The 14,397-nt window shown below is 36.0% G+C and carries 14 protein-coding genes; 3 read left to right on the top strand and 11 right to left on the bottom strand.

What is annotated here, in order from left to right:
• Nucleotides 1-4: 4 nt before the first annotated feature.
• From BFG57_RS00430 to BFG57_RS00390, 9 genes are all read right to left on the bottom strand, one after another.
• On the bottom strand, nt 5-1,135 hold the full coding sequence (locus BFG57_RS00430; protein WP_069715476.1) for an FAD-dependent monooxygenase: 1,131 nt from the start codon (nt 1,133-1,135) through the stop codon (nt 5-7).
• A 14-nt stretch (nt 1,136-1,149) separates the two neighbouring features.
• Entirely contained in the window at nt 1,150-1,569 is a 420-nt protein-coding gene (locus BFG57_RS00425) for a DUF3995 domain-containing protein (protein ID WP_069715475.1), read from the bottom strand.
• The gene (locus tag BFG57_RS00420; protein WP_069715474.1) at nt 1,569-2,165 is read right to left on the bottom strand and encodes a TetR/AcrR family transcriptional regulator; all 597 of its coding nucleotides are present in this window, start codon (nt 2,163-2,165) and stop codon (nt 1,569-1,571) included. The genes BFG57_RS00425 and BFG57_RS00420 overlap by 1 nt, the downstream gene beginning before the upstream one ends.
• A 252-nt stretch (nt 2,166-2,417) precedes the next feature.
• Nucleotides 2,418-2,609 carry a DUF3951 domain-containing protein gene (locus BFG57_RS00415; RefSeq protein WP_245676670.1) on the bottom strand — a complete coding sequence of 64 codons (192 nt, stop codon included), beginning with the start codon at nt 2,607-2,609 and terminating at the stop codon, nt 2,418-2,420.
• Nucleotides 2,610-2,702: 93 nt separating this feature from the next.
• Complete coding sequence (locus BFG57_RS00410) at nt 2,703-3,269, bottom strand: nucleotidyltransferase family protein (protein ID WP_069715472.1); 567 nt, start codon at nt 3,267-3,269, stop codon at nt 2,703-2,705.
• Nucleotide 3,270: 1 nt separating this feature from the next.
• Nucleotides 3,271-3,783, bottom strand: a complete 513-nt coding sequence (locus BFG57_RS00405; RefSeq protein WP_069715471.1) for a GNAT family N-acetyltransferase — start codon at nt 3,781-3,783, stop codon at nt 3,271-3,273.
• 66 nt (nt 3,784-3,849) lie between these two features.
• The gene (locus BFG57_RS00400; protein WP_069715470.1) at nt 3,850-4,626 is read right to left on the bottom strand and encodes an alpha/beta hydrolase; all 777 of its coding nucleotides are present in this window, start codon (nt 4,624-4,626) and stop codon (nt 3,850-3,852) included.
• 73 nt (nt 4,627-4,699) lie between these two features.
• Entirely contained in the window at nt 4,700-5,128 is a 429-nt protein-coding gene (locus BFG57_RS00395; RefSeq protein ID WP_069715469.1) for a cytidine deaminase, read from the bottom strand.
• 26 nt (nt 5,129-5,154) lie between these two features.
• Nucleotides 5,155-6,774, bottom strand: coding sequence for a M20/M25/M40 family metallo-hydrolase (locus tag BFG57_RS00390; protein WP_069715468.1), 1,620 nt, complete (start codon nt 6,772-6,774; stop codon nt 5,155-5,157).
• A 163-nt stretch (nt 6,775-6,937) separates the two neighbouring features.
• Between BFG57_RS00390 and namA the strand changes: the two genes are divergently transcribed.
• The 3 genes from namA (at nt 6,938) to BFG57_RS00375 (ending at nt 11,758) form a co-directional block, all read left to right on the top strand.
• Nucleotides 6,938-7,954, top strand: a complete 1,017-nt coding sequence (namA, locus tag BFG57_RS00385; RefSeq protein ID WP_069715467.1) for an NADPH dehydrogenase NamA — start codon at nt 6,938-6,940, stop codon at nt 7,952-7,954.
• 499 nt (nt 7,955-8,453) lie between these two features.
• On the top strand, nt 8,454-9,464 hold the full coding sequence (locus BFG57_RS00380) for a 2-oxoacid:acceptor oxidoreductase family protein (RefSeq protein WP_069715466.1): 1,011 nt from the start codon (nt 8,454-8,456) through the stop codon (nt 9,462-9,464).
• Nucleotides 9,464-11,758 (top strand): thiamine pyrophosphate-dependent enzyme, encoded by a 2,295-nt coding sequence (locus tag BFG57_RS00375; protein WP_069715465.1) that lies wholly within the window; start codon nt 9,464-9,466, stop codon nt 11,756-11,758. The genes BFG57_RS00380 and BFG57_RS00375 overlap by 1 nt, the downstream gene beginning before the upstream one ends.
• 413 nt (nt 11,759-12,171) lie before the next feature.
• Here BFG57_RS00375 and sigJ read toward each other — a convergent pair whose 3' ends face one another.
• On the bottom strand, nt 12,172-13,041 hold the full coding sequence (gene sigJ, locus BFG57_RS00370) for an RNA polymerase sigma factor SigJ (protein ID WP_069715464.1): 870 nt from the start codon (nt 13,039-13,041) through the stop codon (nt 12,172-12,174).
• A 6-nt stretch (nt 13,042-13,047) separates the two neighbouring features.
• On the bottom strand, nt 13,048-14,244 hold the full coding sequence (locus BFG57_RS00365; RefSeq protein ID WP_069715463.1) for an NAD(P)/FAD-dependent oxidoreductase: 1,197 nt from the start codon (nt 14,242-14,244) through the stop codon (nt 13,048-13,050).
• Nucleotides 14,245-14,397 lie beyond the last annotated feature (153 nt).

The raw sequence follows: 14,397 nt of genomic DNA, 5'->3' as shown, positions 1-14,397 counted from the left end.
ATACTTAATTATGTTGATAATCGTAAATAAACTCATTTTGCTTTTGAGATAAGAACTGTGGCGTACTCATCATTAAGCCATTTCTAATTGTACAAAGAAAGGGATTATCAAACTGTGCTATTGAACCTATCTTGTAGGAAAGCTTGCTAATTTTTGAAGCTCTCGCTACTCTTCTGTTCTCGTATTCTTTCAAACCAGTTTCTATATTATTATGAAGACATTGCCCTAACACGTAGGCATCTTCAATTCCTTGACAAGCACCTTGCCCTAAATTTGGTGTCATCGCATGTGCTGCATCTCCAACAAGAGCTACTTTACCAAACGCATATTGGTTAATTGGCGGTAAATCGTAAATGTCATGATTTATAATTTGCTCATTAGGTGTATTTTTCAATAGATCTAACACAGGTTGAGGATAACCTTCCATGTACTCTTTCAAATTAGATACAGTATAAGTTGATATAATGACGTCGCTTAATTGACGTTTCATAAGCATATACCAATACACTTTCTCATTTGATATTGGGACATATCCAAAACGTCCGTTAGCTCCCCATATTTCATGAAGTTCATCTGCTAGCTTTATCTGTTCTTTTGTATTAGTGACCCCACGCCAACAAGTATAGCCTGCATAACGAATTGATTTATTTGGCAAAAGTTGTTTTCTTATAACTGAATGTATGCCATCAGCAGCAATTAATAAGTCTCCAGTCACTGCTTCACCATCATTAAAAACTACCTTAATTCCATGTTCATCTTGAAAATATTGAACAGCTTTCTTACCATAATAAATTGGGATATCTCGTAATTGTTTGAGAAGAATCTCATGTAAATCTGCTCGATGAATGGCAACCGTTTGCTTAGTGTCTTGCTTCAAATTAAGCGTTGCCAAAGTTCGGCCTTTATTAGAAGAAATGACAAAACGCTCAAGCTTATGTCCCCGTTCATTTAATAACTCTAAAAGTCCCCATTCCGCTAAAATCCGATGAACATTTGACGCTAACATAATGCCTGCCCCAACTGGCTTTATTTCGGTTGCCTTCTCAAATAGTTGCACACTCACCCCCATATCTCTAAGTGATATAGCCGTGCTTAAGCCAGCTATCCCACCACCTAATATAATTACTTTTTTCATCATAAGCCCTCCTATTATGAAATCAAAGCATAGAGAAAAATGAAGCTCAACCAGAGACATAGAGGAGTATAAATAGCTGTATCCATTTTAGAAAAGGTAGTGCAACTCCTTCGCTTAAATAAACCTACATATTTGAAATCACCTATTGAACGAACACATAATACGAAAAAGCAAATGAAACAAAGGATACTAACGAATCTACTTTCTTGTAAGAAAGGAATTATACCAATTTCTATTCCTAAAATTAAAGACGAAATGAATAGACAGACTGCAACAAAGAGTGTTGCCCACTTTCCCGGTTCGAACAATTGTTGATTTTGTTCATCTTGAGGAATAACAACACTTATTCCTTTTAAGCCTCCAAATGCCCAATAAACATGAAGAAAAGCTAACAAAAGGAGGACAAAGCAAGCAATAGTTGCCAATGTAATCATTATTTTTGATTCGTTTCTATAATAAATTGTTCAAGAATCATAGATATTCTACGAGTCATACTTTCAGTGAATACCTCTACAGATTGTTCATTGTTTATCCAAAACATTAAAGATGAGAAATACGTGCCAACAAGTATACATACAACATCATCCTGTTGACCAAGAACTTCTACTCGCCCACATTCTATTTCTTCTTTCAATATACTTGCCAATAAGTCATTAAATCGTTGAATGGTGTTCACTTCATCATCCATAACTACCGTCGTTCTCATCATCTCTGCAATTGCTGTTTTGAAAAGCGTTGGATACTCTTCATATCTGGATGTTAGACGAACAAACATCTCCATTATTTTCTTTTTTAACGTCATTTCCTTATCATTAGGAATGTTAGCTATTAATTCCATTTGTGATTGTCCTAAATACAAGAGAACAGATTCTTTCGTAGGGTAATAATTGTAGAACGTTCCTTTTGCAATTCCACATGCTTTCGTAATTTCAGACACACTAACGTGAGCGAACCCTTTTTCTGAAAATAATCGAATTGACTCAATGAAAATTTTCTCCTTAAGATCCCTTTTTCTTTGTTCTCTTAACAAACATATCACTCCTTCGAGATAAAATGACCAAGGTCATTTTATGACTATAGTCATAATTTTATCATGTAAAATTTTCCTTGTCACTTTAAATTTAACGATTACTTGGAAAGTTAGATGAACGAATTAAGTAAATATTACAAGATACTCTATACACAATTTATTTTGTAGATCTAGACATCCTCACAATTATTAAAACAAATAAAAAACGACTACCTTGTAAAGTAATCGCTTCATCAAAATTCACCTTGAAAATTAAATGTTTTTATCTATATCATTCCCTTCATCATTTTGCTCTTCACGCTCATACTCCTTATTTTCCTCTTGAAACTCATTCGTAGCTTGACCTGCTATATGATCAAACGGAGTATAGTAATTACTCGGGGTTTCTTTTTTTATCAATACTTTATAAGCAACCATTAAGATAAGAACAACAAATACGATCACAAAGATTGAGGTAGAATAAAAGATAAATATTTTCAGAAGCTCCTCTCTTCGATATTTATTGACGTTCCAATGAATGGATGAGTAAATAGCTTACTAAATATGATAAACGTTTAACTTTGTCCAAGTAGTCTGCCAATTCTTTTCTCGAACTCGCTTTTCATAAATATGGGCACGATCTGTTGTTTCTTTGTAGTAAGCTGTAGGTTTTACTACTAAATGAAACAGATCACCAACTCCATGTGGAGCTGTTAAAATCAGGTCGTTCTTCTCATTCATTCGAATTCCGATAGCTGTCGCTGTTTCTGGAAACTTTGATATCGCATCTACTGAAGAAGTAAATGGAGGAAAACCACTGACCATATGCATTCGAGCTTCATTCTTAACAGACCAAGGAATATTAGGCAAAATTATTCTTAGCTGTTCTTCCCACTTTTTCTCTTCTTCTTCATTTACATTTGTTTTATCAAAAAAAATGACATCAATATCCGACATTGTTGTTCTCTCGCTAAATTCATGCAATGTATCCCAAACCTTCGAACGAATAAACCCTGCACACACCCAACAATCAGGTAAGTTTAATTGCTTAACAGCTTCTAATATATCCATCATCCACTGGTCACGTTTAATTAGCTCTATAAGTTCACCTTCATTTGATAACATGTTAAGTCCTTCTCCATTTGAAATGAACTAAGTCATACTTTTCACCATTAAATTCAATAGCATTTTTATCTGTATGTAACTTAACAAAATTATTTTTACTTAAAACGTGTTGAGAAGCAGGGTTATGATGTGTCACCATTGCACGTAGTTCATCAACTCCATAATACTCCGTTTCTTTTAACATCAAAGATAATGCTTTCGTTGCAATTCCTCTTCCACCATATTCTTCGCCAATGCGGTAACCAACTTCTCCAGTTCTATTTATCTTATCAATATTGACTAAGTTCACACGGCCAATAATTTTGTTTGAATCATCTTTAATAAGGTGAAAATAAGATTCACCTCTGGTTTGTTCAGCTATTAGTTCTTTTAAAATTTGCTCGTAATTTTCGTATACATAATAGTCATTCCCACGGCTCGCAATAATTCGCTCAAAAAAATCTCGATTATTACATTCAAATTCAAAAAGAGTTGTTGCATCTTGTTCCTGTAATTGTTCAATTCGAATATTCATCGTTTCTTCCTCCAATAATTTGCAAATTCATCTAGATAAAAAACGGATTTCTCTCTACTAATTCTATTAAGTCTCATAATTATTAATTGGAAAGTGCTTTGCAAACCAATTAACCGCTAACTGTTCAACAATATCTAGATGCCCCATAAAGGAATGACTCGCTCCTTCTATTACTCTTAGTTGAGAACCTTTTGGTAACCATCTTAAACCTGATTTCGAAATTTCAGATAACATTTTTTCTTCATCATCGTCATCACCATGAATGAGCAACACTGGGACAGTAATTCGAGATAATAATGGTTGTTGTTCAAACTGCTCAAAGTCTAATAGCATTTGTCGTTCAATTACCATTTTGTTTCGAATACAACCCTCTTTATAATGAGTGAAATAACCTGTCTCTTGAAGTTCTTTCATTTGAGCTTTTGAAAAATGCTCGTACCAATTATATGCAACAGGTCCTGTACCCGCTCCAGTCATGACGATAGTGGAAATGTGTTGTTTATTGAATGCTTCTAAGCAAACACGACTGCCTAAACTATGACCAAATAAAGCGATTTTGCAATAATTCATTGATTTTACAAAATGAATGACTGCCTTCAAATCGTCAACAAACTTATAAAGTGATAAGCTATCATCATCACTTTCTCCACAACCACTAAAATCAAATGCTAATACACTATACCCTTGATCATTTAATGTCCTTGCAAATCGGTCGAACCTTCCATTCGATGACTTATCATTTCTAAACCCATGACACATAATGATGATTGAATTAGACTCTGAAGAATAATAGTTGCCAATTAACCGTAAGTTGCGTGAATTTGCAAACGAAACTCTTTCCATCATTCCATCACCCTATATTAACTTGTAAAGTGTCTGAGATGTGTGTTATCTACTCCTCATCTCAGACATAGTTCTATGACGATGTTCGGCTATATTTTAACGGTAGTAATTCATTCACATATACTTTCTTTAATGTTTGTTCATGTGGAATTAAAATCGAAATATCTGTTTCATAATCACTTAATAACTCACGACATATTCCGCAAGGGGCTACAACTCTAATTTCTTGATTTTCTTCATCTCGGTCAGGATGTCTCACTGCAACAATTGATGCAAATTCGTTATATCCTTCAGAGATGGCTTTTCCAATTACTATTGCTTCCGCACACACAGAAACCCTTCCAACATTTGCTTCTAAATGCACAGCAGTGAAGATTTCACCACATTTGGTACGTAATGCAGCTCCGATATGATGGCGGCCTAATTCATAATATTTCGTGATTACCGCTTGCGCTTCTCTTACTAATTCATAATCTTGCTCTGTTAACTCTATCAATTTCATTAATGCTCTAGCTCCTTCGATTATCTTTACTTTAATAACTCTTTAATCGTACTTTCAAAAATAATAGGGTATTTCTCAAATGAGTATGCAACATCAAGTCGTTCAGTCCATTTATGTGCATCTCTACCAGATGGACCAAGGTTAAGAACAGGTACATTCAACTTTTGCAATTTTTTTACAGGTAAATGATACCCTTTATCAAACAACGGCATATTATTCGTTAATGGTTCTATCGTTTCCTCTGATTCTTCTAAACGGACGAAACTTAAATCCGATAATCCAGCGAAATAATGTTGATTTCTAATTTCAATCCCATATTCTTCGCGACCATGTTCAATAACCCACTCACTGATTCGTTTGATCGTTTCATCATCACGAGAAGACACTGCTGGATAATAAGGAGGGCTATAGTACATAACAATGATTGGTGCAAGTTCCTTACACAACGACGTTATTGCTTGAACAATTTTCATTGAACATTCACGGTCATCAAGCTCTTCACTTTGAGTAGATATATCATTTATCGTACGTTCAATTTCTTGCTCACCATGTATTTTCTTCGCATAAGAAACTAGCTCTTCATATGTCTTTACTTTCACTTGAAAATCAGTAGGTACATAGGATAATTGCATCGTTGCGTAGTGGTTAGCCCGTTTAATATAATGACTTTCAATGTCTAACGCTACTTTCTTAACGGTTGCTAACAATTGAGTTGTGATTTCCTCCATAGGTTGTTCCATCATAAGTACGTTATACATCACATTCGCTGTGTGAGGAATTTGAACGGAATACTCCTCTTTCAAATCTCTTAACATAAGACTTGTAGGCGGTGGTGTTGTTTCTCCATCTACATTCTCACAAAAATCAGTGTTTAATTCGAGAGCACGACTCACTTCAGATGCCATGTATGTGGCATTCAAACCAGCAAAAGGCTCTCCAACATGTGTTTCTTTTCCATAACAAAAGAAACCTGGCAATGCCTTACCAATTGAACCTGTATATATATAATGTCGTGTATCACCTGGATAACGAGCGAATGAAGGTTCGGAATTCAAACAAACTCGATACTTTAATCGATATTTCTTTGCTAAGTCTAACAATACAGGAACAGCACCGATCATACCTGCTGAGTTTACTTCTTCATCAGGTACGGTAACAAGCAACAAATTCCCTTCAAATTCACCTTTACAGGCCTTTTCAATCATTGACATTTGCACAGTCAAACCAGCCTTCATGTCCATTGTGCCACGCCCAAACAACCACTCACCACTGTTCATATCATTTTGAACATCATCTGGTAGTTCATTGATATGCTTATAAAATACTTGCGTTAATTCTTTCGGTCGGAAGGCCATGTTTTTCCAAACTCCATAATCATCCACTTCAACAACATCAAAGTGGGATAATAAAATAATCGTATCTTCATGACCTTCTTGTTTTACAAGTGATGTTACAAACTGCCGTCTATCTTCCATTGGGTGAAGGACAACTTGCTCAGGATGCTTTTTAAAATATGGAAGTTCACTTAATTGCTTATGAATGAATTCTGCAACAGCAACCTCTCCCTTAGAATTTGTGATACTAGGATGTTGAACGAGTGTCGTTAATAACTCAATTAGTTGCTCTTTCGTCTGCCATTGCCCCAATGTAATCCCTCACAATCAGTTTTGTTTTATTTTTCTGAATATAATAATTTTATCTTAAATGATTTCTTCTAGAATATAAAGGGAATCAAATATACTGAAAAAACAAATCGAACATGGTATTGTTAAACTAATTTAATTACATACAGAGAAAGGATGATCACTAATGACACGAGCATTATTTTCTCCATACACTATTAAAGACGTTACGTTAAAAAACCGAATTGTTATGTCGCCAATGTGTATGTATTCTTCTACAGATGAAGGAACCGTACAAAATTGGCATCTCACACATTATACAAGCCGAGCTGTTGGTCAAGTTGGTTTGATTATGATTGAAGCAACAGCTGTAACTCCTGAAGGGCGAATTTCAAATCGCGACTTAGGCATTTGGGATGATTACCATATGGAGGGATTGACACAGTTAACACAACTCATTCACGAACATGGTTCTACGGCATCGATACAACTCGCGCATGCAGGACGCAAAGCAACTGTAGATGAAGAAATTTTTGCTCCATCAGCTATACCGTTTAACGATGAAATGCGTACACCGACAGAAATGACGAAAGAAGATATCAAAAAAACAATTGCATCATTTAGAAAAGGTGCAGAACGAGCAAAGAAATGTGGGTTTGATATTTTAGAAATCCATGCTGCGCACGGTTACTTAATAAATGAATTCCTTTCACCACTCTCTAACCGACGTGAAGATGAATATGGAGGAAATACAGAAAACCGTTTCCGCTTTCTGAAAGAGGTTATTGAAGCTATTCGCGAAGTATGGGCTGGTCCATTATTCGTACGTGTTTCAGCCACAGACCATCATGAAAATGGCTTAACGATTGAAGACCACGTTCAATTTGCAAAACAAATGAAAGATCTTGATATCGATCTAATCGATTGTAGTTCAGGAGCGCTTGTGCCAACTCCTATCGATGTATACCCTAATTATCAAGTTCCTTATGCTGAACAAATTCGCAATGAGGCCAATATTGCAACTGGAGCCGTAGGTATGATTATGACAGGTTTACAAGCTGAAGAAATCCTTAAAAATAATCGTGCTGACTTGATCTTTATCGGCCGGGAACTATTACGTGACCCTTATTGGGCATATCGTGCTGCACAAGATCTACATACTACCATTGAAGCGCCTGTTCAATACGAACGAGGCTGGATCTAGATTCGAAAGTTCTGTTAAATTTTAATGTTGAAATTAACAAAAAAGTGGGAGTCCTTATTTAGGAGGATTCCCACTTTTTAATTTGCCGATCCAAATGTTACTAAATTTAACTTTATAAAGAATATCATTGCCATAACTAAGGTTAACTTGTTCTGTTGCACACGATTTAAATGTAATTTCATTCACTTCATCTGTTGACCTGATTCCTAATTAAATATCTTCTTTTATTTCCTCGTGCCAATACTGAAAACTCTTTCATTCAGATAACAATCAGAACTAGTCCTTCTCCCCTACAAAAACTGTAATAATACAAAAGAAAATATATCCAATAACTGTTATATAACTAAAATACTTACATATCAACAAATAAACCCCTTTTACAATTGTGTACTACTAATTTTCATAAAATGTATGAATCTTTAACACCTCTCTATACATACATATAACTATAATGATAATAAGGGGATTTATGTTAATTTTGATGAGGGGAATGACTAAGATGTCTATATTGCCAATGAAGAATGAACTTGGCTTTTTTGAAATAAGATTAGAATCGATTGGAGGACTCGGTGCTAACTTAGCTGGGAAGATGCTTGCAGAGGCAGGTGTTCTCGGTTTAGGTTTGAACGGGTCAAACTTTTCTTCCTATGGCTCAGAGAAGAAAGGTTCACCAGTTAAAGGCTTTGTCCGTTTCTGTGATCCCGATACAGAAATTCGTGCACACAGCCCGATTGTGCAACCTCACGTAATTGGTGTATTTCATGAAGCACTTTACAAAATGGTTGATGTTGTTAGTGGATTACAACCAGATGGAAGTGTTCTCGTTAACTCTACTCGAAACTTCGATGAGGTAAAGAAAGACTTAAAACTAGATTATGGAACATTAGCAATTGTCGATGCACTAACCATAGCTGTTGAAGAAAATACACGTGTGAACACAGCTATGCTTGGAGCACTTTTCCGTGTCTGTGATTTTCTTGACCCAGATGCAATGCGTAAAGTAATTCGCAAAACGTTCGAGAAAAAATATCCACATCTACTTGAAGCAAATATTCGTACTTTCGACCGTGGATATGAAGAAGTAAAATTCAAAACATACTATGTTCCAGAACAAACTGATACAAAACCATTCACCATTCCACAACCACAATTAGGTTATAATACACAAGAAATTGGGGGTATCATTCACTCCCAAGCAAATAGTATTTTCAAAGACTTAAGCGGGTCACGTCAAGGGTTCTTACCTGAGTTTGAACAAGAGAAATGTATTAACTGTGCACAGTGTGATACTGTTTGTCCAGACTTTTGTTTCGTATGGAGCGAGGGTGAAGATAAACGTGGACGAAAGCAGATGTTCTTAGATGGCATTGACTATCAATATTGCAAAGGCTGTCTAAAATGTGTTGAAGCATGCCCAACATCTGCATTAACAGACATGCGTGAAGCATTAGGTTACGCAGAAGAAAATCGCATCGCACAAAACTTTTCTTTAGTAGGAGGGACAAAATAATGGCGATTCTCGAAGACAATGTAAGTGCAGTTACAAATGCAGAGCAACAAGTTACATTTGAATCAGGTAATGAAATGGCAGCTCTTGCAGCAGCACAAATCAACTATCATTTGATGGGTTATTTCCCAATTACTCCTTCTACTGAAATTGCACAACTGTTGGATCAAATGAAAGCTCGTGGTGAACATGATATTACGTTAATTGCAGCAGACGGTGAACATGGTTCAGCTGGGATTTGTTATGGTGCTTCGGCCGCAGGGGCACGTGTATTCAACGCAACAAGTGCAAATGGTTTTATGTATATGCTTGAACAACTGCCTGTTCAATCTGGTACTCGATTCCCAATGGTAATGAACCTTGTCACTCGTGCAATTAGTGGTCCTCTTGATATTCGCGGTGATCATTCTGACCTCTATTATGGATTGAATACAGGTTGGGTTATCTTGACAGCTCAAACACCACAAGCTGTCTATGACATGAACATTATGGCACTAAAAATTGCCGAACACTCTGATGTGCGTCTTCCCGTTATCGTAGCATATGATGGTTTCTTCACATCACATCAAAAACGTAAAGTTCAATATTTCTCTGATCGTTCCACTGTGCAAAAATTTGTCGGTGAACGACCAGAAGGATATGCAAATGCATTAGATTTTGAGAATCCAGTCACAATCGGGGCACATATGGATGGCAACGACTTAATTAATAACAACTTCCAGCAATCAGAAGCATTATATCAAGCAGGATCTGTTTTCAAAGAAGTAGCTAAGGAATATGCTCTTCTGTCTGGACGTGAATACCCTATGCTTGATTTATATAAAATGGAAGATGCTGAAGTTGCATTATTTCTACTGAATTCGGCTGCCGAATCAGCGAAAGATGCGGTTGATACTCTACGTGCACAAGGGGTTAAAGCAGGTATCGTAAGCCCTAATATGATTCGACCTTTCCCTTCTGAAGCAATTCGCAATGCTCTAAAAAATGTTAAAGCATTATTAGTTGCAGAACGTGCTGATTCGTATGGTGGAAACGGTCCAAACTTAACACATGAAGTAAAATCTGCTTTACAAGAGGATAAAGATAACGAAACAATCGTCTTAAGTCGTGTCTTCGGGATCGGAGGAAAAGATTTCTTTGCTGAAGATGCTTTACATTTCTTCAACCTTGCAATTGAAACGGCTGAAAATGGCTATGCTAAAAAGTCATTTGACTACTACGGTCACACTGTTGGTAAAGAAGAAAATCGACTTCAACAAGCGATTGAACCACTTCACGGTGATGCATATAAAACAGGACTAATTAAAGTTACTCCTGATGAAGAAACAGGTAAGTTAAAAGTACGTATTCCTCCTCTTCGTCAGTTAACTACGAAACCGAAACGACTCGCTTCTGGACATGGAGCTTGCCCAGGGTGTGGAATTTTCCCTGCGTTAGAATTATTTTTCAAAGGGATTGAAGGTGATGCAGTCATCTTGTTCCAAACGGGTTGTGCGTATGTTGTAACGACTTCTTATCCGTACAGCTCACATAAACAACCGACCATCCATAACTTATTCCAAAATGGACCTGCTACACTTTCAGGCACACTAGAGGCATTCCATGAAATGAAACGTCGTGGTGAAATTGATGTAGCTGATGATGTAACATTTGTGATGATTACTGGTGATGGCGGTATGGATATCGGAATGGGTTCTGCGATCGGAACAGCAATGCGCAACCATAAAATGATCTTACTTGAGTATGATAACGAAGGATATATGAATACAGGTTCGCAAATGTCTTATTCTACACCGCTCGGTCATATGACAAGTACAACAGGTGTTGGAAAAACTCAACAAGGGAAAGCCTTTCACCATAAAGATACAGCCCAAATTATGGCATCAACAAATATTCCATATGTATTTACTGGCTCTGAAGCCTTTCCACAAGACTTAGTAAAAAAGGCTGCAAAAGCACAATGGTATGCACAAAATGAAGGACTCGTTTATGGAAAAATATTAATTACGTGTCCACTTAACTGGAAGTCTGAGGACCGCTACGGAACAAAAATTATGGAAAATGCCGTTAACTCTTGTTTCTTCCCACTATATGAAGTTGAGCGTGGCGAAACAATGATTACACATGACCCTGATGCAAAGAAAAAACGTATTCCATTAAGCGAATGGCTTACTTATATGGGAAAAGCCAAACACTTATTAAAAGAACAAAATGCAGACATGTTGAAGAGTTTTGAAAACGAAGTTGAAAGACGATGGTTACAACTAAAAGCAAAACACGAGAATCCATATTTGTAATAAAAAATAAAGTGATCCAATCAGGTAATTACTGACGCTTATACCACAAGGGTATGATCAAATCCCTCTCCCACTTAAACTTCGTTGATTCTCCAAAGTTTTGAAGTGGGAGTCTTAGCGTCAGTTGAAACGTGATAAACTGAAATAAAGACCAAACATTGTGGTTAGAACTACAACGTTTGGTCTTTAAATTTATGACTTCCACATAAAGTGAAACTTCCATCCGTGAAGGTATTCCTTCATCCTCCACAGATAGTTAGTTGAACCAATCAGGTAATGACTGATGTCTGTTACCACAAGGGTATGACTATGACCCTCTCCAACTTAAACTTCGTTGATTCTCCTAAGTTTTAAAGTGGGAGTCTTAGCGTTAGTTGAAACGTGGTAAATATACTCTTTATATTATATATCATCTATTGCAGGTGATTTACTTTATCTGGGTTAGCACAATAGTAAATATTTTTAATTTTATCTTCTTCAACTTGAAAAGCTACTACTGACTTAGAACCATCTGGATCAATTATCGTTAGACCAGTCTGACCATTCACTTTACTAAAATAAATTTGATAGCTATCATTCGCAAGTATTTTAGAAAGAGAACCAAATACTAAAACAACACTCTCTCTTCCAACAATTGGTCGTAATGCTGCAGCCTTTTTACCTCCACCATCTGCATAATAAATAACGTTTTCATGAAGATTATTGATAAGCTGAGTTACATCTCCCTTTTGAAATGCTGAAATAAATGTCAAGACTGTTTCTTCATGCTCTTTCGGAGGTGGCATTACTAATTCATGCTCTAAGTTGGGGAGCTCTTTTTTTATTCTACTCAAAATTTTCCGACAGTTACTTTCAGATTTTTGGACGATATCAGCAATCGTCTTATAGTCATATTCTAGCACTTCTCTAAGAACAAAAACGGCTCTTTCTACAGGATTTAAGGATTCAAATAGGATGAGAAGTGCAATAGAGATTTCTTCTTCTACTATCACTTCATTCATTGGGTCATGATTTGAGACGAGCGGCTCAGGTAACCACGTTCCAACATACAGCTCTTTCTTTTTCCTTGATGATTTGAGTAAATCTAGACAGCGGTTCGTAACTAATTTGCATAGAAATGCTTTTGTATTTTGTTGATGCTGTAATTCATACGTTTTTAGTTGAGTGAATACATCTTGGACTATATCTTCAGCATCGCTAACACTCCCTGTCATTTTATAAGCAAGAGAATGAAGAAGCGATTTGTAATCAATGAATAATTGCTGAACTAAAGAACTTTCCATTGCCAATCACCTTTCCTTTACTAAACTCGCCAGATCCCATGTGAATTTGCGGAGCCTTAATCCAATTTGACCTGATAAAGTAAAATTCATCCCCCATTTTTGAGCCCACACAAAACCGTCATTTGGTCCTAAGCTAATAAAAAATAACTTATAAGGTAAACCTTTATGAATAATTTGCTTGGAATGATTATTCAACCTATTCTTGATGATCTTTGCTAGTCTTAGAGATTGAGGTATTGCTTCCTTACAAGTCATTCCATCACATTCATTTGTTGTTGTATCAATGATTTGAGCACAGTCTCCAATTGCATAAACATTCGGAATCCCCGTTATTTCATAACATTCGTTAACAATTAATTGATTATGATTAGAAAGTGGGAGATTCAATTGTTTTATTACTGGACTGACTTCTACCCCGTTCGTAATGATACAACTTCCCACTTCATACATCTTCCCATTATCACAGATTATTCGTCCATCTCTATATTGCTTTACTCTCGTGTTTGAAATAAACGTTACACCTAAGCTTTCCATCTTTTTTTCTAATTTACTACTAATGTGCTCAGGTGCTTGATGTAAAACACGTGACTTAGAATCAAACAGAAGAACTTCTACGGCATCAGGATCAATTCCATATACCCGAGACTGTCCTTGTAACCAAACACCCAATTCACAAGCAGTTTCAATTCCAGAAATACCTCCACCAACAACTGCAACTTTCAAGTCGTTATTTTGTATGCTATCCTCAGATTGTTTTTTTGTTCTATCCAAAAAATCTATTAATTCGTTTCTTATTTTATGTGCACTTGCTTCATCTCTGAGTGTTTCTCCTCCAATAATTTCGTCATACTCCTTTACAATACTTCCAAGTGTAATAGCTAAATAATCATAAGGAACATTGGCGATCTGATTATCTTCTACCCTAACATTTACTTCTCTTGCACTCCTATTTAAGCTTACAATTTCTCCTTGAATGAACTCAATTCCTTCTGAAAGATAATCCTGAAATGGAATAGCTATTTTTAACTTATCGACATCCTCTGTAATTGTTTTCACTAACAGTAACTTTCGATAATGATAAGAATTTTTATCTATTAAAATAATTTTTACAGATGAACCTAATTCATTTTTAAGCTCTTTCTTTAAATTGTTGATTAAATTAATCCCAGCATAACCGCCGCCTAAAATAACAATTGTCTTCATTACTTTTCGCCTCCTTATCCTTATAACGAGTGAGGAGGTTTGTTTGTGACAAAACAAATGAATTTTATTTTTTAATTTATAATGTTTCAACTAAATATCAGTGGTGGAAAAAGAAAAACCCCCACTTAAATTTATTAAGTAGGGGCTTAGCTC

Origin of the sequence: Bacillus solimangrovi (genome assembly GCF_001742425.1) — a bacterium.
Lineage (GTDB): Bacteria > Bacillota > Bacilli > Bacillales > Bacillaceae_N > Bacillus_AV > Bacillus_AV solimangrovi.
Note: the sequence above shows the minus strand (reverse complement) of the source record. Positions and strands in the feature narration are given on the sequence as shown.

What these genes read in the sequence shown, in the direction of transcription:
- BFG57_RS00430 (WP_069715476.1), bottom strand. Translation starts at nt 1,135, where the DNA reads ATGAAAAAAGTAATTATATTAGGTGGTGGGATAGCTGGCTTAAGCACG.
- BFG57_RS00425 (WP_069715475.1), bottom strand. Translation starts at nt 1,569, where the DNA reads ATGATTACATTGGCAACTATTGCTTGCTTTGTCCTCCTTTTGTTAGCT.
- BFG57_RS00410 (WP_069715472.1), bottom strand. Translation starts at nt 3,269, where the DNA reads ATGTTATCAAATGAAGGTGAACTTATAGAGCTAATTAAACGTGACCAG.
- BFG57_RS00405 (WP_069715471.1), bottom strand. Translation starts at nt 3,783, where the DNA reads ATGAATATTCGAATTGAACAATTACAGGAACAAGATGCAACAACTCTT.
- BFG57_RS00400 (WP_069715470.1), bottom strand. Translation starts at nt 4,626, where the DNA reads ATGGAAAGAGTTTCGTTTGCAAATTCACGCAACTTACGGTTAATTGGC.
- BFG57_RS00395 (WP_069715469.1), bottom strand. Translation starts at nt 5,128, where the DNA reads ATGAAATTGATAGAGTTAACAGAGCAAGATTATGAATTAGTAAGAGAA.
- namA (WP_069715467.1), top strand. Translation starts at nt 6,938, where the DNA reads ATGACACGAGCATTATTTTCTCCATACACTATTAAAGACGTTACGTTA.
- BFG57_RS00380 (WP_069715466.1), top strand. Translation starts at nt 8,454, where the DNA reads ATGTCTATATTGCCAATGAAGAATGAACTTGGCTTTTTTGAAATAAGA.
- BFG57_RS00375 (WP_069715465.1), top strand. Translation starts at nt 9,464, where the DNA reads ATGGCGATTCTCGAAGACAATGTAAGTGCAGTTACAAATGCAGAGCAA.
- sigJ (WP_069715464.1), bottom strand. Translation starts at nt 13,041, where the DNA reads ATGGAAAGTTCTTTAGTTCAGCAATTATTCATTGATTACAAATCGCTT.
- BFG57_RS00365 (WP_069715463.1), bottom strand. Translation starts at nt 14,244, where the DNA reads ATGAAGACAATTGTTATTTTAGGCGGCGGTTATGCTGGGATTAATTTA.